We start from the raw sequence: 25337 nt of genomic DNA on the forward strand, positions 1-25337 counted from the left end.
CAGCCGGCCGGCGGGTCTCAGAGTTGGGCGCTGACGCGTTCGCTGTCCAACAAGCGCTGGGTCACTGCCACGCCTGCATGCACCAGCACCACGGTGCCGCCGCCCTGCCATGTCGCCAGGGCCTCGCGCAGCACCTCGGGCCAGGCGGTCTGCGCCGGAACCAGCAGGACCCGGGCCGGCGCCGGTCGGCCGAGCAGTTGGGCGAAGGTGAGGTCTCCGTCGTCGTACTGCAACGCCCGGCCGTCAGCGGCCAAAACATCCAACCCCAGGTAGACGTCAGCATAGGACCGGACTTCCGCCGCGTAGTCCAAGACGCCGTCCGGCAATTCCCCGGGCCAGCTCAGCTGAAGTGCCCCCGGGGCCACCAGCACCTGGTGCGTGCTGTCGCCGGTCAACTGATCGGGATCGGCTGAGACCAGCACGTCGGGGGCAGGTTCTGCCGAGTCAAGCCGGACGGTAGCGCCGGCCTGCCACGCCGCCAGCACCCAGACCAGCGACCGCCAGTGCGGCTCCATCCGCAGGCCCACGGTTGTTCCTTCGCCGGCGTCCAGCTCCTCGGCCAGCAAGTTGGCGGTTTTGGCTACCCAGTTGTCCATCACGCGGCCGGACAACTCGACCCGTTCTCCCTCCGGTCCGTACCAGACCAGGCAGGGCGAGGAGTCGGGGCGCAGCCGGGCTAGCAGGTCGGTGATGGTGGCGGTAGGGTTCACGGTGTTCCTTCGGTGCGGGTGGCAGACACCTGCCGCGGTGCGGCGGTGGCCGGGTTGTCGTTAGCCGTCGCGGGTGTGGCGTATGTCACGCCGGCAAAATCTTCGCGTGGCGTGCCCGGTTTTGGGCCCGTCTGTCTCTAAGATTCCCGCCGGCACTTGACTTGGACCGGATTACACCCGTGTAATTAGGTTATTAAACGTGTAACAGCATTCTCGTATTCGGCGCTGAGATCCAGCACTGGAGTCGAACTTAGCACCATGCTGGTACAGCAACACCGGGAGGGCTGATGGGGCAGGCAGAACGTATTGCGCACCGGCGAGAGCTAGAGGCACAGGCTTCGGCATCGCAGGGAACGCGCGGCGTACCGGCAGATTGGTATGTGGATCCGGCTGATCCGGCGGCGGCAGAGCGCTTCCGCGAATCCAGCCAACAGACTCTGGAGGACGCGGCTACCGCGTTCCTGGCGGCACACGAAGCGCTGGCGGAAGAGCCCGAAGCCGAGGTGCTGGAGCTGACCGCTCCGCGGCTGCTGCGGGAACCTGCGGAGGCCGAACCCGCGCAGAAGCCGCTGTGGATCGGATTACCTGGCTTCGGGACCGGCTACGAGGATGAGGGCGAACTGGGCTGGCAGGCCGATGCCCTCTGCGCCCAGACGGATCCGGAGGCATTCTTCCCTGAGAAGGGCGGCTCTACCCGCGATGCCAAAAAGGTCTGCGGGGCGTGCACGGTGCGCTCGCAGTGCCTGGAGTACGCGCTGGCCAATGACGAGCGGTTCGGCATCTGGGGAGGGCTCTCGGAGCGCGAGCGCCGCCGGCTACGGAAAAGAGCGCTCTAATTCAGCAGCACGTTCGCGTCACCGCCGTTGTTGTTGCCCACAACGGCGCGTCCTACCTACCGCAGACCCTGGCCGCGCTGACTCAGCAGACTCGGCCCGCCGATGCCTATCTTGGCGTCGACACCGGATCGTCCGACGCGTCCGCTGATCTGCTGCGCACCCATCTGCCCGCCGGGACCCCTGTCACGTCGGCATCCGGCCGCGCCGGATTCGGTGCGGCGGTCCGGGTGGGGCTGGCCGAGCTGCCCAAGCACTCCGGAGAAGGCCCTGCGGCGCAAGAGTGGCTGTGGCTGCTGCACGATGATTCCGCGCCGACACCGGATGCCCTGGAGGAACTGCTGCTCGCCGTTGAAACGGCACCGTCGGTCACCATCGCCGGCTGCAAGCAGGTGGACTGGGACAACCCGCGCCGGTTGGTCGACGTCGGCCTGACCGTCAGCCGCTGGGGCGAACGGCTGACCATGATCGACCTGGATGAGCTGGACCAGGGCCAGTACAACGGGCGCAGCGACTTCTTCGCCGTCAACTCCGCCGGAATGCTGGTGCGCCGCGACGTCTTCGACCAACTGGGTGGGTTCGACTCAGCCCTGCCCGGGACGGGCGATGACCTGGACCTGTGCTGGCGGAACCGGCTGGCCGGGCACCGGGTAGTGGTCGTGCCGACTGCGACAGTCCGCCACGCCACCCGCGCCAGTGACCACACCACCGCCAAGGCAGCCCGCAAGGCACAAATCTATTTGCGGCTCAAGCATGCCGCATGGTGGAAGGTGCCATTCTTGTGGGTCGGCGCTTTGCTGGGCGGGCTCTACAGTTTCTTGGCATCGGTGGTGGCCAAGGATCCGATGCACGGGCTGCGCCAGCTCGGTGCCACCCTCGTGGCCCTCTTCCGCCCGGTCGGCTACTTCGCGTCCCGGCGGCAGGCAGCCAGGAGCCGGAGGACGTCGCGGGGGATCGTGCGCCCGCTGATGGTGCCGCAGCGCGAGGTCTGGGCCTACCGGCGGTCGCTCGCTGAGTCCCTCCGCCCCGAACTTGCCGCTGGCGTGGTGGGGGACGGGTCCGGCACCGATGCCGGCAGCAGCGACCAGCCCACCGGCGGTTCGGATGACTTTGCCGCGCTGGCGGCACCCGCGCGGACCTGGGTCGGTACCGGACTGGTGGTTGCCGCCGTCGTGCTGGCCATCGTGTCCGCGGTGGGCATGTTCGACTTCTTCGGGGCACCCGCGCTGGTCGGCGGCGGCCTGTTGCCCGTCTCGGCGACCGTCGCCGAGATCTGGCACAACGCGGCCAGCTGGTGGATCTCGCTCGGCTCGGGGATGCCCGGGCACGGCGACCCCTTCGGCTACGTGCTGGCAGTCATGGCTTTGCTGGGCTTGGGGAACGGCTCCGCCGCCGTCGTGACCTTGATCCTGCTCGCCATGCCGCTGGCCGCTGCCGGGGCTTGGTTCGCTGCCGGAGCCCTCACGCAGCGGCGCGGCCTGCGTTTTTGGGCCGCCATTTTTTGGGCGAGCGTGCCCGCGTTCCAAGTCGCTCTGGGTACCGGACGCCTCGGTGCGCTGATTGCCCATTTGCTGATCCCCTGGGCCGTGCTCGGCCTGTTGCGCGCCACCGGCTCGGCCGTCCAGCGCGTCGATGCCAACCGCCCGCTGCTGCCGCACGAGACCGTGCACAAGCCGGGCATCAATGGGAATCCCTCATGGACCGCGGCGGCAGCGGCCGGACTCTGCCTTGCCGGCATCACCGCGTCGGCGCCGGCGTTGCTGCCGGTGGCCGTTGTCTTCGTTGCCATCCTTGTGCTCTCGTTGGGCCGCCGGGCCAAGACCGTCTGGTGGTCGCTGGTCCCGCCGTTGGCGCTCGCCCTGCCCATGGTTATTGCCGCCCTGAACGAACCGCGTGCGCTGTTGGGCGACCCCGGCCTGCCGCTGGCCTTCGACGCGGCCCCGCTCTGGCAGCAACTGATGGGTTTCCCGCTGGCCTTCGGCCCCGCCGACGGACTCGCCGGAGCCGGACTGCTGGAAGAGCTGGCCCACGGGCCATGGGCGCTGGTCTACGCGCTCGTCGCGGCCGTGCCGATGCTCGCGCTGGCCGTGGCCGGCGCGATCGGGGGCGACGGAGCCGCCCGCGCACGACTGCTCTGGCTCGGCGCCTTCCTGGCGCTGGCGGCTTCGTACGGCTCGTCCATGCTGGCCACCGCGGTGGCGCCCGAAGCCGTGGTCACACCGTTTACGGGTCCCTTTGTCTCGGTGGCCATGTTCCTGCTGCTGGGCGCGGCCTTGATCGCCGGAAACCGAATGCAGCTGGGAATGGACTCGTGGGGCCGGTCGCGGAGCGGCCAGCGGCGCACGGTGGCGGTGGCCGCCGTCGTGCTCCTGGGCCTGGGTCCGGTGGTGGGCCTGGCGCACTGGCTGGTGCCCCAGTTCACCGGCTACACGGCCTCGACCGAGGCCCGTACGCTGACCGATTTCGGCACGCAGATGTTCATAGCCCCCGGGGCCGACCGCACGCTCCCGGCCACGGCCGCTGATCGGGGAACCGGGCCGGAGCAGGCGCGCGCGCTGGTGTTGACCGCGGGGACCGGCGGCACCGTGACCGCGGCAGTGATGCACGGCAGCGGCACTACGCTCGACCAGCTCTCCACCATCTATGCGGCAAGGTCCCTGGACGGTCCCCTGACCGAGGCCGAAGTAAGTGCCGACGACGATGCCGACGCCGAACTGCGCAACACGGTGGCCGTCATCGTGGCGGGCACCGGTGTGGACCCGCGGTCCTCGCTGGTACGCCTCGGCGTTGACTTCGTGGTGCTGCAGGAATCCGACACGGCGGCCGAACTGCTGGCCGGCCGCATCGATGCCGTTCCCGGGCTGACTTCCGTGGGACGCACCGATGCCGGATGGCTCTGGCGTGTTGTCAGTACGACGGGCAAGGACGGCACAGAGGCTGGCGCGCTGACGGCCCGGGTGCGTTTAGTGGATGCCAACGACAAACTGCTTCAAACGGTGCCGTCCGGCTGGACCGCGGCGGGCGGCGAGATTCCCGCCGGCGAGTCCGGACGACGGCTGATCCTGGCCGAGCGCAAGGATCCGGGCTGGACTGCAACCTTGAACGGGCAGCGGCTGGAGCCGTCGGAGGACGGCTGGGCTCAAGCCTTCGAGGTCCCCGCCGCGGCCGGGACCGTGAAGATTGGCTATGCCAGCCCGTGGTCGCCGTGGATTGGTATCCTGCAGATAATCGCCATCGGGCTGACCGTCCTGCTGGCCATCCCGATCCCGGCACGCCGGCGGTTCGTGCCGCGCCGAATCGACCACATCAAGACCACCGGGGCCGATGCCAGCACTGCTGAACTGCAACGTGCAGCTTTCGAAGACCCGGACGACGGCGCCATCGCCGCCTTGGCCGGAAAAGGACAGCAACGATGACCGAAACGGGTGGCCGCGGCGACCAGCCGGAGGCAACAGATGCGGGGGCCGGGGCAGCAGCCGCTGCCGGGGCAGCCGATGGCGCCGTGGCGCCACCTCAGGAGGCAGCGGCTCTCCGGCCGGCCGACGTCGAGGACGCTGCCGAGCCGGCCCAGTCGGAGGCAGCCGAGCCGGCCCAACCGACCGCAGCCGACCCGGCCCAACCGACCGCAGCCGAGCCGGCTCAACCGGCCGCTGCCGAGCCGGCCCAGTCGGAGGCAGACGGGCCAGCCCCAACTGCTGCCGCGCCGGCTCAACCGGCCGCTGCCGAGCCGGCCCAGTCGGAGGCAGACGGGCCAGCCCCAACTGCTGCCGCGCTGGCTCAACCGGCCGCTGCCGAGCCGGCCCAGTCGGAGGCAGACGGGCCAGCCCCAACTGCTGCCGCGCCGGCTCAACCAGCCGCTGCCGAGCCGGCCCAGTCGGAAGCAGACGGGCCAGCCCCAACTGCTGCCGATCCGATCAACCCAAGCGCAGCCGAGCCGGCTCAACCAACCGCTGCCGGCCCAGTCCAACCGGCCACCGCCGAGCCTGCTCAACCGACCGCAACCGAGGCCGTGCAGCCGGTCGACCGCAAGGCTGCCCGGCGCGCCGAGCGGCGGGACCGCGCCCGCGATGCCGCCGCGGGCAAATCGCAGGCACGGTCGGGCCGTACCGCCGGATCCGGCGCACGTGGCGGGCGGCGGACCCTGGGCGCCATCGCCGGAGCCGGGATAGTGCTGCTGACCGGCGCGGCGGTAGCGGCCGGCAGTCTGGCAGACGGGCAGGGCGCCGCCGCCGAACTTCCGCCCGTCTCCGCCGCGGTCCCGGCCGGCGACTACACCGCTGTCTGCCCGGAGCCGCTGCGGTTGCTGGATTTGGCCGCCGAAGCCACCGATCCGCAATTCAGCCCCGTCTCCACCACCGCCCAGACCAGGGCCCGGGCCCTGGTGCTCAGCGACCTGAGCGGCAACGTCCCCGGCAGCGAGCTGACCGAGCTCGGCGAGGACACTCCGCTCAAGCGCATCGCCGAGCCGACGGCGGAATCCTCCGGCGAAACCAAGCTGGTCGCATCCGTGGTGCCCGGGCAGCAGCTGTCCGCTCCAACGGTGCTGCGGGCCGACCCGGTGGGGGAGACCACCGCGGTGGCCGGTGCCGCGATGACCTACCGTGCGTCCGACGGCGACCTGCGGGGCCTGGCGGCGGCCAACTGCATGGCACCGGGCAACGATTTCTGGTTACTGGGTGCCTCCACCACCGTGGGCACCACGTCCGTGCTGAAGCTGCACAACAGTTCCGAAACCCCGTCCTCGGTGGACTTGGAACTGCTGTCCGGTGAAGGACAGCTCCAGGCTGCCGGCACTCGGGGGTTGCTGGTTGCACCGGGCGAATCCCGCTCCATCGTGCTGGCCGGCTTGGCCGCAAACCAGGAATCACTGGCCGTGCGCGTCCAGTCCTCCGGCGGCCCGGTGACCGGATTCATCCAACAAAGCGTCCTTCGCCAGCTGACGCCGGGAGGCGTCGAACTACTGCAAGCTTCGGCTCCGGCCGGGACGCGCCAGCTGGTCACGGGCATCACCGTCCAAGATGACAAGCTCGCGCGGAAAATCCGCAAACAGGACGGCTACCAGAACGCTGCGCCGGCGCTGGAGGTGGTGGTTCCGGGCGTGACCGATGCGGTCCTTGAAGTGCGGGTATTTGGCGCGGACGGACCGGTCAGCCTCCCGGGCGGCGGCGTCATCACTGCGGCCGCCGGCAGCATTACCAGTGTTCCGCTCGAATCCCTGCCAGCCGGCACATATTCCGTCGAAGTCAGCGCCGATGTCTCCATCGCTGCCGCCGCACGCGTCAGCAGGGCTACCGAGAAAGGTGCGCCAGTGGACTTCGGCTGGGCACCGGCCACCGGCCGGCTCGGCAGTAACCACCTGGCCGTCGTCCCGGGAGGAATCAGCTCCCGGATGGCTTTCAGCGCGCCGGCCGGCGCGGCCCAGTTGGAAATCACCCAGGTGGATCTGGAAGGCCGGCTGGGAAAGAAGCAGACGGTAGATGTTCCGGCCGGAACCACCGTGACACATAACCCCAAGGCCAACGACGCCGATCCTGCGGCATTGTTGATTAGCGCGTCGGGCGACGCAGTCTACGGTGCCCAAGTGCTGACCAACGGCAACTCGGCCGACGTTGCGGTCCTGCCCGTGCCAGCCGGTACGCAGGCCCAGAACGCTGTACCGGTCAATATAGGGTACTGACCCACGACCGTTGGTCAGGGGCGGGTCCGGCCGTACCCCGGGTCCACGGCTTCGGGCGCCATGTTCAGCAACTGCGCAGTCTGCTCCACCACCACGTCGTGGATGAGCTCCGGCAGTTCGGCCCGCAGCCGGGCTGCCATCTGCACCGGATGCCGGAACACGGTCACCACGGCCGGACGGCCCGGAGCGGCCGGTGTGAAGCTGCCCAGCGGCGCGGCCTGCCCGCGCGCCAGGAGCTCCTCGAGATGCGGCGGGATGTCCTCGACCACGAAGTGGGCTGCTTCGATCCGTTCGCCCCAAAAGTACTCCAGCCGCTCGGCAGACTCGGAAACCCACTGCTCGAATTGCTCGGGCCGGGTTAAATGGCCGGGCAGGTGGGCGGGCAGCAGATCGCCGCGCAGCCCGCGGCCGCGGCGGTTCCGGCGTCGTGCGGCGAACGGACGGCGCCAGCCACCGCCGTCGCCGCCCAGCGAAACAGTCAGTGATGGTCCGTTCTCCATATACCGACTTTAAGCCCGGCAGCGCGAAATCGGCACTGGCTGTCCACAGAGGGCCGGGGCAACCGCGGCGGCAGCGCCCCGCAGAGGCCCGATTGTGACCTAATCTTTCCGTCCCTGTCCGCGCCGGTGCCGCGGAAGACGAGCGGCCCGGAGTAGGATTCTTTCTCGTGGGATCCATTCGTCAATGTTCGCGCTCGGCCTGTCAGCGGTCGGCCATCGCTACTTTGACGTACGTGTATGCAGATTCCACGGCCGTGCTGGGCCCGCTGGCAACCTACGCCGAGCCGCACTGTTACGACCTGTGCGCCGAGCACGCCGAGCGGCTGACGGTGCCCCGCGGCTGGGAAGTCATGCGGCTGGCGCTGCCCACGCAGGCACCGGCCCCGAACACCGACGATCTGCTGGCCTTGGCCGACGCAGTCCGCGAAGCCGCCCGCACCCCGGAGAGCGCTGATGATCTGCCGCTGCCGCGCGGGCAGCGTGAGCCGCTGGAGCCCCCGGCTGGCGCTGCCGGCACCCGGCGCGGGCATCTGCGCATTCTGCGCGGACAACCGTAGGACGATACGCTGGGAAGCGGGCAGCCCGCATTCCCCGCAACACGCACGCTGTCCGCTGCGAGGCCCCGCCCCGCCGTCCACCGGACGCCGGCGCAGCCGAAGCCGCTTCCAGACCGAAGGACAACATTCGCATGGCACATCTGACACCCGAACTGCTGGCGGTCCTGCGCTGCCCGGAGACCGGTTCATCCCTGGTTCAGGAGGGTGGCGAGCTGGTATCGACCGGCCGCACCGCCGCGGGTGACCGGCTGCACTACCCGATCGAAGATGGCATCCCGGTGCTGTTGCCGCAGGCCGCCGCCGGCGCCGATGCGTCCGATTCAACCCTCGACGGCCCCGCTGACAACGCTTAGGAGCATGACTGTGACGATTGATTACAAGGTCAAGGACCTCTCGCTGGCGGCTGCCGGCCGACACCAGATCCGCTTGGCGGAGCACGAAATGCCGGGCCTGATGGCACTGCGCGAGGAGTTTGGCGCGACCCAACCGCTGGCCGGCGCCAGAATCGCCGGTTCGCTGCACATGACCGTGCAGACGGCGGTGCTGATCGAAACCCTGACCGCACTCGGCGCCGAGGTCCGCTGGGCATCCTGCAACATCTTCTCCACCCAGGACGAGGCCGCCGCCGCCGTCGTCGTCGGCCGGGGCACACCGGAGGACCCGCAGGGCGTGCCGGTCTTCGCCTGGAAGGGTGAAACGCTCGAAGAATACTGGTGGACGGCCGAGCAGATCCTGACCTGGCCCGGCGCCGATGAAAACCCCGAGCTGGGACCAAACATGATCCTGGACGACGGCGGCGACGCCACGCTGCTGCTGCACAAGGGAGTGGAATTCGAGGCCGCAGGCGCGGTGCCGTCGGCCTCCGCCGAGGACCCGCATGAGTACAGCATCATCCTGGACGTGCTGCGCGCTTCGCTGGCCAAGGACCCGCAGAAGTTCACCCGGGTGGCCGCCGGCATCCGCGGCGTCACGGAAGAAACCACCACCGGCGTACACCGCCTCTACCAGCTGGCGGAGCAGGGCCAGCTGCTGTTCCCGGCCATCAATGTCAACGATGCCGTCACCAAGTCGAAGTTCGACAACAAGTACGGCATCCGCCACTCCTTGCCGGACGGGATCAACCGGGCCACGGATGTGCTGATGGGCGGCAAGACGGCGGTTGTGTGCGGCTACGGCGACGTCGGCAAGGGCGCAGCCGAGGCGCTGCGCGGCCAGGGCGCCCGCGTGGTGGTGACCGAGGTGGACCCGATCTGCGCGCTGCAGGCAGCCATGGACGGCTACCAGGTCACCACCTTGGACAAGGTGGTGGGCGAGGGCCACATCTTCATCACCACCACCGGCAACAAGGACGTCATCATGGCCGCTGACATGGTGAAGATGCGCGACAAGGCCATCGTGGGCAACATCGGCCACTTCGACAACGAAATCGACATGGCCGGGCTGGCCCAGGTCGCGGGCGTGCAGAAGGTGGAGATCAAGCCGCAGGTCCACGAGTGGGTCTTCGATGCCGGCACCGACGCCGAACGCTCCATCATTGTGCTGTCCGAGGGCCGGCTGCTGAACCTGGGCAACGCCACCGGCCACCCGTCCTTTGTTATGAGCAACTCCTTCGCCAACCAGACGATTGCACAGATTGAGCTGTTCACGAAGCACGGCAAGCCGGCTGAGGGATCGCCCACCGGGGAGCCCGAGTACGCGAACCAGGTCTACGTGCTGCCGAAGGTACTGGATGAGAAGGTCGCCCGGCTGCATCTAGACGCACTCGGCGTTGAACTCACCGAACTGAGCAAGGAACAGGCCGAGTACCTGGGCGTGGACGTGGCCGGCCCGTACAAGCCGGACCACTACCGCTACTGATCCCGCACTCACGACGACGGCGATGGGCACCTTGGGTGCCCATCGCCGCCGTCGTCTCCGGGATGGTTACCGATTTGTTGGACGGCCGCGCCGCGCAATGGCCGGGCGCGGGCCGCCTCGCGACCTACCATGGAAGCAGGGCCGCTGGGCCCGGGCGGCGCGCACCATGCCGTGAGGTCTCGAGTTTGGGTTGGGGATGACTGAGGAAAAAAAGAAGCGCAAGGGTTTGAAGATTGCGCTGCTGTGCATCATCGGCGTGCTGGTGGCTGCCGCGGCAGCCGTCACCGCAGCCACCGTGGCGTCGCCCACCTTTGCGTCGCAGCTCGGACGCATGCTGGCCGTTGCGCCCGCCGAACGCCCGGGATTCTCGGAACCGATCGCCAAGGCCATGTCGGTCGGTGTCTCCCCGAAGGACAAAGCCGTGGAGGTCAACCCGGCCACCGTCGCCACCATCACCGCCAAGAACGCCTCCATCAAAGACGTGCTGCTGGCACCTGCAAAGGGCGGGAAACCGGTTGCCGGCGAACTGTCCGCCGACGGCAGCGTCTGGAAAGCCACTGAACGGCTGGACTTTCTGACCAAGTACGACTTCAGCTACACGCTCGTGGACAGCGTTGGCGCCGAGACGGTCAAGCAACAGAGCTTCACGACGGTGCTGGCACCCAACCAGGCCGACGGCTGGATGTACCCGCTGGACGGACAGCACGTGGGCATCGCGCAGCCGCTGGAGTTCAACTTCAGCGAGCCCGTGCTGAACAAAAAGAACGTGGAGGAGGCCATCAAGATCACCACCTCCGCCGGACAAAAGGGCGAGTTCTACTGGTACTCGGACACCAAGGCCCGTTACCGGGCGGCAAAATACTGGGCACCCAACAGCACGGTCACCGTGGACATGAAGCTCTTCGGCGTGGAGTTCGGCAACAAGATGATCGGCATGAACGATGAGAAGATCACGGTCAACATCCTTGATGACCGCCGGGCCATCGTCGACAACAAGACCAAGACCATGAAGATCTATGTGGGCGGCCAGTTGACCCAGACTTTCCCGGTCACTCTGGGCGACCCCAATTGGCCGTCCAGCAAGGGAATCCACCCGATCATGGACATGCACAAGTCGCTGCCGTTCAACCCGCGCAGCATCGGGCTCAAGCCCGGTGACCCCGACTGGTACGAGCCGTTCAACGCCAAGTACGCCAGCAGGCTGAGCAACAGCGGCGAATTCGTCCACACCGCGCTGGACCCCTCGGCGCTGGGAGTCCGGAACATATCGCACGGCTGCGTGGGCATGTCCGAGGCCGGCGCACGGTACTTCTACGAAACGATGCGCACCGGCGACATCGTGGATATCCGCAACACCGACGGCGGATTCCTGGATCCGACGGACGGTTTCGGCGACTGGAACGTGGACTGGAAGACCTGGACTTCCCAGGACAAGAAGTAGCGGGTCCGGCGGTCCCGCGCCTGAGGGATGAGGCCGGCGTTTCTAGTCCGGGAGCGCTAATCCGGAGCGCTAGTCTTGGAACGGCAGCGCATGCAGCCGTTCGCCGCGCTGGACGGCCCGTTCGTGCTGCCGGGTCAGCCGGGAAAAGTCGCGTTCGCGCCGTTCGGCCATGACCGCCAGCAAGTAGAGTTCCGGCGGTGTCCCCGCCGGCGGCGGGGGAGAGACGTAGCCCGAGGCCTCATTGGCCAGGGCGGTGGCCAGCCTGGCGCGGGAGGCCGGGATCATCTTGGGCGCTTGGGACAGGAACTGCACGATCCTGCGGGCCAGCGGTTCCGGCAGCCGCCCCATATCCGCCAGCTTCACCCACGGCGCCAGCTGCGGAGGAATTTCCGGCAGGACCTTCGGCATCACCCCGACGCGCTCCCGCATGCTGTAGGTGCCGGCCAGGAGATCGCCCAGCCGTTTGGACCTGTCGTTGAACAGGGCCGCCATGAACGCCACCGAACCGAGCAGCAAGTACAGTTCGAAAACCGCCAGCAGCCCCCGGATGAACGCATGCCGGAAACGGATGGCGCCGCCGTCGTCACGGACAATGCGCAGCCCCATGACCCAGCGGCCGAGCGACTTGCCGCGGGTTAGCGTTTCGACCGCAATAGGGACGACCACCAGAAAGAACAACACCACCGTGATGCCCAGCGCTTGGGCGGCAGCGGCGTCGAAGCCGACATTCAGGGTTTCGGTCAGCAGCACAAGGGCGGCTATCAGCAGGACCACGTTGACCAGCACATCGATCATCGAACTCAGCGCCCGGACCCCGAATGACGCCGGCCGCAGCTCCAGCACTACCGCCTCGCCGGTGATGACGTTGCTCATCGGACCCCTTTCCCGGGCGGCCTGTGCCGCCTGGTTCCACTCTATCGATCCGGGCGCCGGCCGGCGGCCGTCCGGACCGCTGCCCCCGGGGCGCGCCGGATAGGCTATGGGTGTGGATATCGATGCCTTCACCGCGGTGCACCAGCACGACTGGAAGCGGCTGGACGAACTGAGCGCCAAGCGCAGGCTCACCGGCGCCGAGGCGGACGAACTGCTGGTGCTCTACCGGCGGACGTCGACCCACCTGTCGATGATCCGATCGGTGGCGGCTGAAGGCCAGCTGTCCGCGGCGCTCTCCACCCGGCTCTCCCGTGCCCGCACCCGCTTCACCGGGGCGCGCTCCCATTTCGCCCGGGACGTTGCCGAATTCTTTGTGCTGTCTTTGCCCGCCGCGTTCTACCGGCTGCGGTGGCTGACCGTGATCATCGGCGCCGTGTTCATTCTGGTCGCGTGGCTGTTCGGCGCCTGGGTCGCGGGGAACCCGGAGGTCATCAAGGCAATAGGTTCGGACGAGGACATCCGGAAGTACGTGGAAGAGGACTTCGTCAATTACTACTCGGAAAATCCCAATGCCTCCTTCACCGGGATGGTATGGACGAACAACGCCTGGATCGCTGCCCAGGCGGTGGCGTTCGGCGTCTCCGGGCTGTGGGTGCCGTACATCCTGTTCATGAACGCCCAGGGCGTCGGCATGGCCGGCGGCATGATGGCGGCCTACGATCGGTTGGACGTTTTCTTCGTCTACATCCTGCCCCACGGGTTGATGGAAATGACCGCGATCTTCATCGCCAGCGCGGCCGGCCTGCGGATCTTCTGGTCCTGGGTCTCGCCCGGGCGACTGACCCGCACGGCATCGCTGGCCCGGGAAGGCCGGTCGCTGATCACCGTTGCGCTGGGGCTGGTCCTGGTGCTCTTCATCTCCGGCCTGGTCGAGGGGTTTGTGACGCCGAGCCCGCTGCCGGACTGGCTGCGTCTGGGGATCGGCGTCCTGGTGCTGGCGGCTTACTGGGTTTACACGCTGGTGCTGGGCCGGCGGGCGTACCTGGCGGGGGAGCGCGGCGACCTCGGCCGGTTCGACGCCGGCGAGACCGCAGTCACCGCCTAGAAGCCGGGCAGGCCGCGCCCGGGGTGGCAACCGCGAAGCATCGCCGGCCAGCGGTAGTCTCATAATCAGAGAGGCCAGCGGTACAGAAAGAGGCGACGGACGTGGCAGTCGAACAGACGAATCCCGGCGGAGACGGACGCAGAGCCCGGACAGTGCCCGTGGAGGAAACCGGTGTTGAGCCGGAGCGGGCCCCCGCACCCCCGGTACCAGCTGCCAACGGCCGCTTTCGGGACGGAGCCAACCCCCTTCCCATGCGGCGGCCCAGCCGGCTGCCGGATCTGAGCGCCGTGCGGCAGGGCCGTGGGGCGGGGCCGGACGGCCCTGCTTCCGATACCGCCGCATCCGAACCAGCGCCGGTGGCTGCTGCGCAGCGCCCTGACCGAGGCGAACCGGATGCTACCCATGCCGACGGGGCGCCCAGCGGAGAGGCCCGGAGCTCTGGCTCAGACGCGGCAGGAATTGCGGCGGCCAGCGCAAGCGCGGCGGGTGCAGACACGGCCAGCCCAGGCACCACCACTATCAGCACCACCGGCACCGCCAGCCCGAACACCACGAATATCAGCACCACCGGCACGGCCAGCGAGGTGCCGGCCTCCCGGAAGCCGGTGCCGGCCGCACCACTGACGTCGCCCACCGAAGTGGCCTCGCCGGCCGGCGGCGAGGACGCGAACCCAGCGACCACCGCGCTCTCCGTCCGTCCGCCCCGTTCGGAAGTCATGCGCCGCACGACGGCACGCGAGGAGGCAGTGAACGCCAAGCCCGTGGCGGGGCGCATCCTGCAGGTGGTGCTCGCCGTGCTGTTTCCGTTGCTGTTGATCATCGGGGCCATCCGGCTGGTGGCCACGCCGCTCTTCCTCTGGGTCGAATACCACCGGCCCGGCTTCCCCGCCGACAGCTTCGGGTTCAGCACCGATGACCGGATGACGTACGGTTCCTATGCGGTGGACTACCTGCTCAACTTCGCCGGCCCGCGGTATCTGGGCGACTTGGCTGGTCCGAATGGCGGCAGCCTCTTCCTGGACTCTGAGGTCAGCCATATGGCCGACGTCAAAGGCGTCTTCCTTGCGACCATGATGGCCGGAGCGGCCATGCTGATCCTGGCCGTGGTGTGCGTGGTCTACTTGGCCCGCCGCTACCACGGCGGCGTCCGGCGCGGCTTGTTCGCCGGTTCGGCCGCAACGCTGATCCTGATCCTGGTGCTGGGCATCCTGGGAGCGCTCAACTGGCAGCAATTCTTCACTGACTTCCACCGGATCTTTTTCGCCGACGGTACCTGGACCTTCTACGTGGACGATACGCTGATCCGTCTCTTCCCCGCGCAGTTCTGGATGGACTCCGGAATCGTCATTGCCTTGCTGGTACTGATGGTCTCCTCGCTGGTGCTCGCACTGACCTGGCCCACGCGCGGACGCCGGAACCGCAGCGCGGCCGCTGTAGAAGAGCAGCGCCGCAGGCACGAGTTGCTGCTCGCCCGGGAGAAGGACCAGACGGCGTAAGGCTGCGGGCCCGGCCCCAGGCGGTCGCCCGGCACCACCAAGGCGGGGGTTTCCTTCGGGCAGCGTCCACGGAGGCTGCCCTCGAAGAGCTACCCCGCCCTCGCGAGCAAAGCACCGGACGGCAGGGCAACCAGCGGCACCAGGCTGGCCGGGGGCCCGGCAGGCCGGCGGCCCGGCGGCCCGGCAGGCCGGCGGCCCGGCAGGCCGGCGGCCCGGCAGGCCCGCCGGCTAGCTGTAGAGCCCGTCGATCTGCCCGGCGAAGTCCTCCAGCACCGTCATGCGCTTGAGCTTAAGCGACGGCGTCAGGTGTCCGGAAGCTTCGGTCAGGTCCTGCCGCAGCACGTCGAACTTCCGGATTTGTTCCGCCCGCGAGACTAGCCGATTGGCGTGGTTCACGGCCTGTTGCAGCTCGGCCCGCACAGCCGGATCCTCCGCAGCAGCAGCAAGGTCCATGGGGCTGCGGCCAGCCGCAGCAAGCCAGCCGGCGAGTCCCTCTTCGTCCAGGGAGACCAGCGCCCCGATGAAGGGACGGCCTTCCCCGACCACCACCGCCTGGGAGACCAGCAAGTGCTCGCGCAACGCGTCCTCCAGCGGACCCGGGGCCACATTCTTGCCGCCGGCTGTCACCAACAGGTCTTTCTTCCGCCCGGTGATGGTGAGGTAGCCGTCGTCGTCCAGAATGCCGAGGTCGCCCGTGCAGAAGAAGCCGTCGCGGAAGAATTCCGCATTGGCAGCCTCGTTGTTGTGGTATCCGCGGGTGATGCCGATTCCCTTGATCAGGACTTCGCCGTCGTCCGCAATCCTGATGGTGGTGCCAGGCAGCGGCAGGCCCACGGTGCCGATCCGGTTGGCTCGCGGCAGGTTGACCGCCGCCGGCGCGGTGGACTCGGTTAACCCGTAGCCTTCCAGCACCGGCACGCCGATGCCGGTGAAGAAATGTGCCAGCCTCGGATTCAGCGCCGAGGCCCCGGAGACGGTGTACTCCACCTGGCCGCCGAAGGCCGCCCGGAGCTTGCCGTAGACCAGTTTGTCGAACAGCGCGCGCTTGGCCTTCAGCGCCAGGCCGGGGCCGGGACCGGTGCCGCGGGCCTGCGCATCCCGTGCTTGGGAGTAGGCAACCGCCGCCTGCGCTGCCGCGTCGAAGATCCGGCCTTTGCCGCCGTCGTGAGCCTTCTGCCGGGCGGTGGCGTAGACCTTTTCGAAAACGCGGGGAACCACCAGCAAGAAGGTGGGCTGGTAGCTGGCCAGGTCCTCGATCAGCTCGGCCATGCTGGAGGTGTGGCCCATCTTCACTCCGCCGGCCAGGCAGATCACCTGCACCGCCCGGGCCAGGACGTGGGCCAGCGGCAGGAACATCAGCGACTTGGCATCCGGACGCTTCAGGATGTCCGGCAGGAACTCCACTGCGTTCACCGCCAGTTCGGCGAAGTTGCCGTGGGTGATGATGCAGCCGCGCGGCCGTCCGGTGGTGCCTGAGGTGTAGACCAACGAGGCCGCGTCCTGCATGCCGCGGGAGGTCCGGCGCAGCTCGAGTTCTTCGTCGGTGACTGCGGTTCCGGCTGCCTTCAGTTGGTCCAGTCCATCGGCGTTCCCATCCAGCTGCCAAACCGGCAGTTCGGCGGGCAGCCCGGACATGGCCTGCTGCACAACGGCCGCCTTGGCAGCATCCTCGGCGAACACCATTTTGGCCGCGGAATCCTGCAGTATCCACTGGACCTGGAGCGGGGAGGACGTCTCATAGATGGGGACGACGACGGCGCCGGCGAACCAGCCCGCCAGATCCACCAGCGTCCACTCGAAGCGGGTCTTTGACATCACCGCAATCGTGTCGCCGGCGTCAATGCCGGACGCCATGAGGCCCTTGGCCAGCGTTGTCACCTGGCCGAGGAGCTCGGCTGCCGAGACATCGGACCATGCGCCGTTGCGCTTGACGGCGTAGAGCGCCCGTTGCGGATCGCGCTGGTGCTGCGCCACCAGGATGTCCGTGATGTTTGACCCCGCCGGCATGGCTGCCAGGAGTTCCGTTACCGCTTCGCGCACGTCGTGCCCACTTTCTGCTTCCGTGAAATTGTTGTGCCTGCATCAAATCCAGCTTGGCATCCACATCCGCCAGCGCCACTGGCTGTAATCGATCAGCTCTGCGGTCCAAACCGGCAGAAAGAAGGCCGATACCAGGAGCGCTGCCGCCACAAAGAGCCCGACCACCAGCACACCCTGGCGCCGGCGCCAAGGCGGGTCCGTCGGCCTGCCCAGGGCCAACCCGAGCGAGTAGGTCAGCGCCAGCACCAGGAACGGCTGGAACGAGATGGCGTAGAAAAAGAAGGTAGTCCGCTCCGGGTAGAGGAACCACGGCAGGTAGCCGGCCGCGACTCCCGCGAGGATGGCACCCGCACGCCAGTCACGCCGGCCCGCCCAACAGAAGAGCAGCACCAGCAGCGAGGCCGCCGCGGCCCACCAGATCAGCGGATTGCCGACCACCGTGACGGCCTCCGAACAGCCGCCGGCCGCATGGCAAGCACCTTGACCGTTTTCTACGGAATGGTAGTAGAACGACGTCGGACGGCCCATGAAGAGCCAGGTCCAGGCGTTGGATTCGTACGGGTGCTCAGAATGCAACCCGTTGTGGAAGGTGTAGGCGCTGCGGTGGTACTCGGCCAGGGAGCGCAGCCAGTCCGGCAACCAGCCCCAGCGTTCGGAAGGGTTCGACGCCGCCCAGTTCCGGTCGTAGGCATTGTCCGAGCGCAGCCAGCCGGTCCAGGACACCAGGTACGTCAACGCCGCAACCGGGATCATGGTGAAGAACGCCGGGATGCCGTCGCGGATCACGCCGGCCGAGAACCATTCCTTGACGCCAGCGGTCCGACGCGCGCTGAGGTCCCAGAACACGCACATAAGACCGAACGCCGCGACGAACGCCAGCGCAGACCACTTTGTCCCCACAGCCAGGCCCAGGCAGACACCGGCGGCCAGCCGCCACGGCCGCCAGAGTACCCATGGGCCGTACAGCAGCCGCGAAGGGGGCGGCACCCCGGCGGGACCGGCGAGCCGAGCGATCTTCGCTGCCAGCCGGCGTCGTCCGTCGCTGCGGTCCAGCAGCAAGCAGCCGAACGCAGCGACCACCCAGAACATCAGGAAGATATCCAACAGCGATGTCCGGGAGTGGACCAGATGGTGGCCGTCAATGGCGGTCAGCAAGCCGGCGATGCCGCCCAGCGCCGTCGACTTGAACAGTGCCTGCGCGATCAGGGCGATGAGCAGGATCGACAAGGTTCCCGTCAGCGCGGCGCCGAACCGCCAGCCGAAGGCGTTGTCGGATCCAAAGAGCCACATTCCCGCCGCGATCATCCACTTTCCCACGGGCGGGTGCACCACATACTCGGGGGTATCCAACAGGACGTCCGGCTTGCCGGCGTTAAAGGAATCGTTGGCGTTGTCGGGCCAATCGCGTTCATAGCCGGACTGCAGGTAGGAGTAGGCGTCCTTGACGTAGTACGTTTCGTCGAACACCAGTGAACCTGGTTCGCCCAGACGGTAGAAGCGGAGCACGCCGCCAAGGACGGCGATGAGCAGGGGGAGCAGCCAGGCCCAGATGCCAAACTGTGCCGGAGCACCCAGCAGCCGGCGACTCAGCACTGCCTCGCTGAAGGCTCGGCTGGGCGATTCCAGCCAACGTCCGCGGCGGGCATCCGCAGCAGGTCCGGGCGTGGCTTGAGTCACCGCCCTCATGTTACCGGCCAGTAAGTCAATGGGTGCGCGGCGCCACCGTGAGGCTTGCCGGCCGCCCCAGAGCGGCCCTCGCTGCGGTGGGGCACATACCGACTCTATATAACCAGTCGGCTAAACAGGCCATGGGTGCCGGTGAACGAGAGACCGAACGGCTAGGCGGCACGGGTAGGGCCGATCGGCTCGCCCCGGTGCCCTTCTGGATTCCCGGCCGCCGGGCTGCGGGTAGGGTTGTCCATGTGAATGAGCGGGAGGCTGGCGGTCCGGCATCGGGACAGCCAGGGCAGATTGTGTTGGCGGGGACGCCGATCGGCAATGTTGGCGACGCGTCGCCGCGGCTGGTTGAACTGCTCCAGACCGCCGACGTGGTCGCAGCCGAAGACACACGCAGGCTGCATAAACTGCTGCAGCTCTTGGGCATCACCACAAGCGGCAGAATCATCAGCTACCACGAACACAATGAGGCCAGCCGCACTGCCGACCTGCTGGAACTGGTCCTGGCCGGCAGCACGCTGGTGATGGTGACCGACGCCGGTATGCCGGCCGTCTCCGATCCCGGCTTCCGTTTGGTCGAGGCTGCCGTGGAATCGGGGGTCCTGGTTACCGCGGTGCCCGGCCCCTCGGCTGTGCTCACGGCGCTGGCGCTGTCGGGCCTTCCCACCGACCGCTTCACCTTCGAAGGATTCCTGCCCCGGAAACAGGGGGAGCGCGCGGCGCGGCTGGCGGAGCTGGCAGGCGAACGCCGGACCATGGTGTTTTTCGAGGCGCCGCACCGGTTGGCGGCAATGCTGCGCGCCCTCGATGCCGGGTTCGGCCCGGAACGACGGGCAGCCGTCTGCAGGGAACTGACCAAGCTGCATGAAGAAGTGCTGCGCGGTCCAGTCCGCGAACTGCTCGAGTGGGCAGAAACAGAGGAAGTGCGCGGCGAGATCGCCGTCGTGGTGGCCGGAGCTCCGGAGGCAGCACCCGAACGGCCCGAAGACCACGTGCAGGATGTCAACGCCTTGGTCGCCCAAGGCGCCCGGCTAAAGGAGGCCGTAGCCGCGGTGGCCGCCGATGCCCGGATCAGCAAGCGGGAACTGTACTCAGCGGTGCTCGCGGCTCGCTCCGATACCGTCAGCTGAGCGCCCGCGGCAAGGGATGCCGCCGCCGTCATATAACGCCCCGGCGCTCGTTCGATGCAGGCGGTGCGGGGCAGCCATTGATATTGTCGATCTGCACAGTAGGGACCGTGGAACGTAGTGCACCTTCGCATTTACACCCGTGCAGCGGAAACCTACTGTGAAGGAAACCGGGCACTGCGCCCACGGACTCAATCCTGAACACTTGGAGGCACCGCCATGGCTGAAACCGCAGCCCGCGAAGCAGAACTGCTCGCCAAAGTACCCACCGGCCTGCTGATCAACGGCGAATGGCGCGACGCCTCCGACGGCGGCACCTTTGAGGTGGCGGATCCGGCCACCGGCAAGGTGCTGGCTACCCTGGCCTCCGCCACCAGCGAGGACGCGCTCGCCGCCCTCGACGCCGCCGACAAGGTGCAGGCTTCCTGGGCCCGCACCGCACCACGTGAGCGCGCCGAGATCCTGCGCCGCGGCTTCGAACTGGTGACCGAGCGGGCCGAGGACTTCGCCCTGCTAATGACCATGGAAATGGGCAAGCCGCTGGCCGAATCCCGCGGCGAAGTAGTTTACGGCGCCGAATTCCTTCGCTGGTTCTCCGAAGAGGCCGTCCGCGACTACGGCCGCTACCTGACCACGCCCGAAGGCAAGAACAAGATCCTGGTGCAGCGCAAGCCGGTCGGACCGTGCCTGCTGATTACGCCGTGGAACTTCCCGCTGGCCATGGCTACCCGCAAGGTCGGACCGGCCATCGCCGCCGGCTGCACGATGGTGCTGAAGCCGGCCAAGCTCACCCCGCTGACCAGCCAGCTCTTCGCCCAGACCATGATCGAAGCGGGCCTTCCGGCCGGTGTGCTGAACGTGGTTTCGTCGAAGAGCGCGTCCGGGATTTCCGGGCCGCTGATGCAGGACTCCCGCCTCCGCAAGGTTTCTTTCACAGGTTCCACTCCGGTTGGCAAGCAGCTGCTCAAGGACGCGGCCAACAACGTGCTGCGTACCTCCATGGAGCTTGGCGGCAACGCCCCGTTCATCGTGTTCGAGGATGCAGATTTGGACAAGGCCGTCGAGGGAGCCATGGCTGCCAAGATGCGCAACATGGGCGAGGCCTGCACCGCGGCCAACCGCTTCCTGGTCCAGGCTTCCGTGGCGGAGGAATTCACCACCAAGTTCGCCGACGCCATGAAGGCACTCAAGACGGGACGCGGCACCGAGGCTGACACCACGGTAGGCCCGCTGATCGACGGCGGCGCCCGCGACGACGTGCACGCCTTGGTCACCGCAGCAGTGGAAGCCGGCGCGTCCGTCAGCACCGGCGGCGCACCCGTGGAAGGCGACGGCTACTTCTACCAGCCGACCGTGCTGGCCAACGTTCCGAACGACGCCGAGATCCTGCGCAGCGAGATCTTCGGCCCGGTCGCCCCGGTGACCACGTTCGAAACCGAGGAGCAGGCCATCGCTCTGGCCAACGCCAGCGAGTACGGCCTGGCCTCCTACATCTACTCGCGCGACGTGAACCGCCTGTTCCGTGTCTCCGAGCAGATCGAATTCGGCCTGGTCGGCTACAACGCCGGCGTGATCTCCAACGCCGCCGCCCCGTTCGGCGGGGTGAAGCAGTCCGGCATGGGTCGTGAAGGCGGCGCCGAAGGTCTGGATGAGTACACCACCGTCCAGTACATCGGCATCGCGGATCCCTACGCCAAGTAGTTTCGGTCCAGCCGCCGGCCGTCCGCTCCGGACAGCCGGCGGCTGAACAGCGAGGCTGGCCAGAACAGTCCGGCCAGACGCCGCCGCCAACCGGCAAGCTCTTGCAGCCGTCCCTTGACGGTTTGCACATCCGCCCAGTGGGCCGCGTTGTCGCCGTCCGGCGACGGGGTCTCCGGAGCTGCGTACGCCGCCCGCTCGTAGCCCGCCCGCAGCCGGGTCAGGGCGGCGGAAGACGGGCCGGCGACCACCCCGTCGTCGTCAAGGCGCTGTTGGAAAGCCCGCGGAGTCTCCGTGGCCGAGGCCGGCCAGCCGAGGTCCTCCGCGCTATCCACGGCTTCAGCCCACGCGGCGGCGGCGGCCCTGCGCCCGGTTCCGCCGGCCGCCAGCGCCTCCCTGCGCCGAGTGGTACGACGGCGCCGCAGCACCAGCGGAGCCAGCAGGAAACCCAGCACCACCGCCGCGGCTGCCGACGACCACAGCTGGCGGGACCACACGTCGTCGTCCGCCGGAGCAGGCGAACTCGATTCGGCCGGCTCTTCAGCGGCGCCGGTGGCCGGCCGAGCCTGGTCTGTGGGCCGGAGAACGTCGTCCGCCGGTGCGGCCGAGCCAGGGGAGAATTCGGCCTGCGCATAGGCCGGCAGCACGCCGCGTGACGGAGTCGGTTCGAAAGAGACCCAGCCGATGCCGCTGAAGAAGAGCTCCGGCCATGCGTGGGCGTCCCGGGAGTCGATTTCGAACTCCTTGAGGTCCGCACCTGGGCCATCCTCGATAACCGTTCCGGTGGGGCGCCCGGGTGCGTAGCCGACCGCCATCCGGCTGGGGATGCCGGCGATCCGGGCCATGATGGCCATGGTTGCCGCGTAGTGGATGCAGTAGCCGGACTTCTCTTTCAAGAACGCCGCCACCACGTCAAATCCGCTCTGGTCGTAGCCGCCGTCGACGGGCGCCTGTTCCGAGTACACGAAGCCCGAGCCGCGCAGATACGTCTGGATGGCCATGGCCTGCTCGTACGGACTGTCCAGTCCGTCCAGCACCGTCGCGGTCGTCTTGGTAATGATGTCCGGCATGTTGCCGGGGAGCTCGGAGAAGACCGGATCAACGGCCCCGCTTCCGGCCGGCTCGGCGGCGCGCAGCACCTCCCGGGTTAGCCGCGGTCTGACGCTGCGCACTTCATAGTCCTGGTTCGCGGTGGTGGTGCCGGATTCTCCGCGGATGTTCAGCGTGTTGGCATCCCAGCTCCACTGGCCGCGGGCGCCGGTGACTTGCACCGGAGCATAGGGGGCCAGTAGCCACGGGCTGGTGAAGGATGCCGTGCTGATCAGCGTGGTGGTTACCTCGTCGGATGACATGAGGTCCTGCACGCCGGGCACGTCCAGTTCGTCGATGCCCGTTCGCTTGTTGCCCCCGAACGCGCTGGGGCTCCAGCGCGCACCGGTCAGGTTCTCCAGCGTGACCGAGCGCAGGTAAAGCGGCTCCTCCGCATCGGTGGCATAGGTCATCCGTCCGAAGGCGCCGGGCCGCCGGAGGTTGTCGCCCAGGCTGACCACCGGATTCAGTCCGGTCGGCGAACCCCAATTAAGCCGCGACCCCTCCGGAAACAGCCCGGACGAGAAGCCTGGGACGGCCAGCGGGAGCACCATCGCGGCCGCCAGCCCGGCGGCTGCGATGCCGGAGGCGCGGCGGAGCTGCTCCGACCGTGCCAGACGGCCCCTGCCCCCGCCATCGGCGGCCAACCACTGGGCGCATCCCAGCAGCAGCAGATACCCGGCGGCGGCAGCCAGGAAACCTGCCGCACCAATGCTGTTCGGTTTGATCATTGCCGGAACGGAGGCCAAACCGAGCAGGCCCAGACCGCTGATGGCAGGCATCTGCAGCGGGACGGCAAGGGTGTCCACCAGCAGGGCAATCAGTCCGACTCCCACGCAGGCCGCCAAGGCAATGCCGGGGTTGACCAGCACCGGAGCCACTTGCGAGACCACGGTGTCCCGGGCTTCCTCCAGCATGGGATCCAGGGCCGCGAAGGTGCCGGGTCCCGGGATGACGCCCAGGATGCTGGACGGCGCCAGGAACATGGCGTTCACCGACATCACCAACGCGGCCAGGCCCAGCAGCGCCCCGGTCAGCGGGGGCCAGTCCATCCGGCGGGCCAGGCCGGTGGCAGCCTCGGTGGAACATACGGTCACGGCGACCTGGAACAGCCAGCTCCAGCCGTCGAGGACACCGTGCAGGTTGGCGGCGGTGAGCAGGACTGCCACGGCGACGGCGGCGCTCATCAACCACGGCGCGAAGCCGGGGGAGGGGGGCCTGCTGCCACTGCGAGCGGATGGTCCGTGGCTGCGGCGGTCGGTGGGCCGGTCCAGCATGACGGTCACGGCGCCGCTCCTGTTCCCATTGGTTCGATGCGGTCGCGCAGGTCGAAGTGCGCCCAGGCGGCCGACACCGAAGCTTTGGGGCTGACCGCCACGGTCCGCCAGCCCCCGGCGCGCAGCAGGTCCATGGGCGCCCTCGCGTGTTGTGGCCGGTCGGTAACAATCAGGGCGAAGGCATGCGAGCCGAATTCGGCAGCAGGTGCCAGCAGGCGCGCTTCGTCGCTGCTGATCTCGCCGAGCACGGCGACGAGCGGTCCCTTGTATTTGTGCGCCGCCAGCTTGTCCATCAGCCGGTCCCCGAAGGCGGGCGCCGTTGGATGCCGCTCGGACTTGCGGTGGTCTTCAGCCAGGCCCAGCGCGGCCAGCCCTTCGGCCAAGTCCTGATAGCCCGCGGGTCCGTCGAATTCTTCCTGATTCGGCAACGGCGCGGACGGCGAGTCCAGGACGGCCGCCGCGGCGTGGATGTCGAGGAGCCGGACCGTGTAGTTGCGCTGCAGGAAGTCGTTGGCGGCCGAGGCGACAGCGGTGACTGCCCACTCAAAGGCCGGCGAGGTGTGCAGCAGGTCGCCGTGATGGCCGCCGCCATCGCCGAAGGAGGGCAGCAGGCCGTTGCCGAAGGCCGAAGCCCGCCGGTCCAGCACGATCGTCGCCTGCGGCGTGGTCACTGATTCTTCCTGGCGGACCATCAGCTCGCCGTGCCGGGCCGTCGCTGCCCAGTGGACCCGGCGCAGCGGATCGCCATAGCGGTATTCGCGGGTCATCACGTCGTCGTCGCTGGGATTGGCTTGCCGCCGGGTGCTTGCCGTGCCGTCGGAACCGCGTGCTCCGGTCAGCGCGGTGGCGGGCAGTTGCACCGGGGCCGGAGTGACCACCAAGGGACTGGTTTCGCCTAGATGGTGCCGGTGATTGGCCAGCCCGAAGGGATCGGTAAAATCGGCCGTGACAGGTCCGATGGCGAACAACCCGCGCTGGTTGGAGCGGATTTTGTATTCATAGATGCTGGCCCCGGATCGGGACGGGTGCCGCGCCGGGAACCGGAAAGACGGTGCTTTGCCGAAACGCAGCGGCAGCTGCTCCTCCATGTACACCAGTCCGGCCAACCCCCCGCTGCGCCGCACGGTCAACTCGATCTGCGCCACCACGCCGGTTTCGACGGAGGCGGGCCGGAACTTCCGCTCCACGGTGAACTGTGGTTTGAGCAGCACCATCGCCGCCGCCGCCAGCAGCGGCAGGCCGACCAGGAACACCCCGAGCGTGAGCAGGTCGCGGCGCCCCAGCACCTGCGCCAGCAGCAGCGCCAGCGTTCCGGCCGCCAAAAATCCCCAACCGCGCAGCGTGATGTACCGGGTGGGCAGCCAGCCGAAGGCGCCCATG

The 25337-nt window shown here is 68.2% G+C and carries 18 protein-coding genes; 11 read left to right on the forward strand and 7 right to left on the reverse strand.

What is annotated here, in order from left to right:
- Positions 1–17: 17 nt before the first annotated feature.
- A complete protein-coding gene (locus AC5RWX_RS11860; protein ID WP_494063091.1) occupies positions 18–710 on the reverse strand; it encodes a TIGR03089 family protein in 693 nt (230 codons plus the stop codon).
- A 287-nt stretch (positions 711–997) separates the two neighbouring features.
- On the opposite strand from AC5RWX_RS11860, the gene AC5RWX_RS11865 reads away from it, so the two are divergent.
- The 3 genes from AC5RWX_RS11865 (at position 998) to AC5RWX_RS11875 (ending at position 7220) form a co-directional block, all read left to right on the forward strand.
- The gene (locus tag AC5RWX_RS11865) at positions 998–1546 is read left to right on the forward strand and encodes a WhiB family transcriptional regulator (RefSeq protein WP_493940877.1); all 549 of its coding nucleotides are present in this window, start codon (positions 998–1000) and stop codon (positions 1544–1546) included.
- A 68-nt stretch (positions 1547–1614) separates the two neighbouring features.
- On the forward strand, positions 1615–4959 hold the full coding sequence (locus AC5RWX_RS11870) for a glycosyltransferase family 2 protein (protein WP_494097501.1): 3345 nt from the start codon (positions 1615–1617) through the stop codon (positions 4957–4959).
- Positions 4956–7220, forward strand: a complete 2265-nt coding sequence (locus AC5RWX_RS11875; protein WP_494097470.1) for a DUF5719 family protein — start codon at positions 4956–4958, stop codon at positions 7218–7220. Before AC5RWX_RS11870 ends, AC5RWX_RS11875 begins: the two co-directional genes overlap by 4 nt.
- Before the next feature lie 14 nt (positions 7221–7234).
- On the opposite strand, the gene AC5RWX_RS11880 is transcribed toward AC5RWX_RS11875, so the two are convergent.
- Positions 7235–7720: a metallopeptidase family protein gene (locus AC5RWX_RS11880; RefSeq protein WP_493940880.1), complete on the reverse strand. Its 486-nt coding sequence runs from the start codon at positions 7718–7720 to the stop codon at positions 7235–7237.
- 167 nt (positions 7721–7887) lie between these two features.
- On the opposite strand from AC5RWX_RS11880, the gene AC5RWX_RS11885 reads away from it, so the two are divergent.
- The 4 genes from AC5RWX_RS11885 (at position 7888) to AC5RWX_RS11900 (ending at position 11575) form a co-directional block, all read left to right on the forward strand.
- On the forward strand, positions 7888–8277 hold the full coding sequence (locus tag AC5RWX_RS11885; RefSeq protein WP_494078193.1) for a DUF3499 domain-containing protein: 390 nt from the start codon (positions 7888–7890) through the stop codon (positions 8275–8277).
- Between the two features lie 131 nt (positions 8278–8408).
- Entirely contained in the window at positions 8409–8630 is a 222-nt protein-coding gene (locus AC5RWX_RS11890; RefSeq protein WP_494078192.1) for a Trm112 family protein, read from the forward strand.
- A 10-nt stretch (positions 8631–8640) separates the two neighbouring features.
- A complete protein-coding gene (ahcY, locus tag AC5RWX_RS11895) occupies positions 8641–10134 on the forward strand; it encodes an adenosylhomocysteinase (RefSeq protein ID WP_493940883.1) in 1494 nt (497 codons plus the stop codon).
- Positions 10135–10330: 196 nt separating this feature from the next.
- Complete coding sequence (locus AC5RWX_RS11900; protein ID WP_494078191.1) at positions 10331–11575, forward strand: L,D-transpeptidase; 1245 nt, start codon at positions 10331–10333, stop codon at positions 11573–11575.
- A gap of 69 nt (positions 11576–11644) precedes the next feature.
- On the opposite strand, the gene AC5RWX_RS11905 is transcribed toward AC5RWX_RS11900, so the two are convergent.
- Positions 11645–12448 carry an RDD family protein gene (locus tag AC5RWX_RS11905; RefSeq protein WP_493940885.1) on the reverse strand — a complete coding sequence of 268 codons (804 nt, stop codon included), beginning with the start codon at positions 12446–12448 and terminating at the stop codon, positions 11645–11647.
- A 112-nt stretch (positions 12449–12560) separates the two neighbouring features.
- On the opposite strand from AC5RWX_RS11905, the gene AC5RWX_RS11910 reads away from it, so the two are divergent.
- Positions 12561–13553, forward strand: coding sequence for a stage II sporulation protein M (locus tag AC5RWX_RS11910; RefSeq protein WP_494078190.1), 993 nt, complete (start codon positions 12561–12563; stop codon positions 13551–13553).
- A gap of 101 nt (positions 13554–13654) precedes the next feature.
- A complete protein-coding gene (locus tag AC5RWX_RS11915; RefSeq protein ID WP_494078189.1) occupies positions 13655–15049 on the forward strand; it encodes a TIGR01906 family membrane protein in 1395 nt (464 codons plus the stop codon).
- Positions 15050–15277: 228 nt separating this feature from the next.
- Here AC5RWX_RS11915 and AC5RWX_RS11920 read toward each other — a convergent pair whose 3' ends face one another.
- On the reverse strand, positions 15278–17089 hold the full coding sequence (locus AC5RWX_RS11920; RefSeq protein WP_494078188.1) for an AMP-dependent synthetase/ligase: 1812 nt from the start codon (positions 17087–17089) through the stop codon (positions 15278–15280).
- A 42-nt stretch (positions 17090–17131) separates the two neighbouring features.
- Complete coding sequence (locus tag AC5RWX_RS11925; RefSeq protein WP_494078187.1) at positions 17132–18775, reverse strand: dolichyl-phosphate-mannose--protein mannosyltransferase; 1644 nt, start codon at positions 18773–18775, stop codon at positions 17132–17134.
- Between the two features lie 236 nt (positions 18776–19011).
- On the opposite strand from AC5RWX_RS11925, the gene rsmI reads away from it, so the two are divergent.
- Positions 19012–19896 (forward strand): 16S rRNA (cytidine(1402)-2'-O)-methyltransferase, encoded by an 885-nt coding sequence (gene rsmI, locus AC5RWX_RS11930; protein WP_494078186.1) that lies wholly within the window; start codon positions 19012–19014, stop codon positions 19894–19896.
- Positions 19897–20112: 216 nt separating this feature from the next.
- Positions 20113–21594, forward strand: a complete 1482-nt coding sequence (locus tag AC5RWX_RS11935; protein ID WP_493940891.1) for an NAD-dependent succinate-semialdehyde dehydrogenase — start codon at positions 20113–20115, stop codon at positions 21592–21594.
- On the opposite strand, the gene AC5RWX_RS11940 is transcribed toward AC5RWX_RS11935, so the two are convergent.
- The gene (locus AC5RWX_RS11940; RefSeq protein WP_494078236.1) at positions 21582–23957 is read right to left on the reverse strand and encodes a transglutaminase TgpA family protein; all 2376 of its coding nucleotides are present in this window, start codon (positions 23955–23957) and stop codon (positions 21582–21584) included. The two genes, AC5RWX_RS11935 and AC5RWX_RS11940, sit on opposite strands and share 13 nt — an antisense overlap.
- A gap of 5 nt (positions 23958–23962) precedes the next feature.
- A complete protein-coding gene (locus AC5RWX_RS11945; RefSeq protein WP_494078185.1) occupies positions 23963–25336 on the reverse strand; it encodes a DUF58 domain-containing protein in 1374 nt (457 codons plus the stop codon).
- Between the last annotated feature and the right edge of the window lies 1 nt (position 25337).

It is taken from the genome of Arthrobacter sp. SPT-J7, from assembly GCF_059089965.1.

Excerpts from the sequence above, each read along its gene's own strand:
- AC5RWX_RS11935 (WP_493940891.1), top strand. The coding sequence starts at position 20,113 with ATGGCTGAAACCGCAGCCCGCGAAGCAGAACTGCTCGCCAAAGTACCC.
- AC5RWX_RS11945 (WP_494078185.1), bottom strand. The coding sequence starts at position 25,336 with ATGGGCGCCTTCGGCTGGCTGCCCACCCGGTACATCACGCTGCGCGGT.
- AC5RWX_RS11905 (WP_493940885.1), bottom strand. The coding sequence starts at position 12,448 with ATGAGCAACGTCATCACCGGCGAGGCGGTAGTGCTGGAGCTGCGGCCG.
- AC5RWX_RS11940 (WP_494078236.1), bottom strand. The coding sequence starts at position 23,957 with ATGCTGGACCGGCCCACCGACCGCCGCAGCCACGGACCATCCGCTCGC.
- AC5RWX_RS11900 (WP_494078191.1), top strand. The coding sequence starts at position 10,331 with ATGACTGAGGAAAAAAAGAAGCGCAAGGGTTTGAAGATTGCGCTGCTG.
- AC5RWX_RS11875 (WP_494097470.1), top strand. The coding sequence starts at position 4,956 with ATGACCGAAACGGGTGGCCGCGGCGACCAGCCGGAGGCAACAGATGCG.
- AC5RWX_RS11865 (WP_493940877.1), top strand. The coding sequence starts at position 998 with ATGGGGCAGGCAGAACGTATTGCGCACCGGCGAGAGCTAGAGGCACAG.
- AC5RWX_RS11880 (WP_493940880.1), bottom strand. The coding sequence starts at position 7,720 with ATGGAGAACGGACCATCACTGACTGTTTCGCTGGGCGGCGACGGCGGT.
- AC5RWX_RS11890 (WP_494078192.1), top strand. The coding sequence starts at position 8,409 with ATGGCACATCTGACACCCGAACTGCTGGCGGTCCTGCGCTGCCCGGAG.
- AC5RWX_RS11925 (WP_494078187.1), bottom strand. The coding sequence starts at position 18,775 with ATGAGGGCGGTGACTCAAGCCACGCCCGGACCTGCTGCGGATGCCCGC.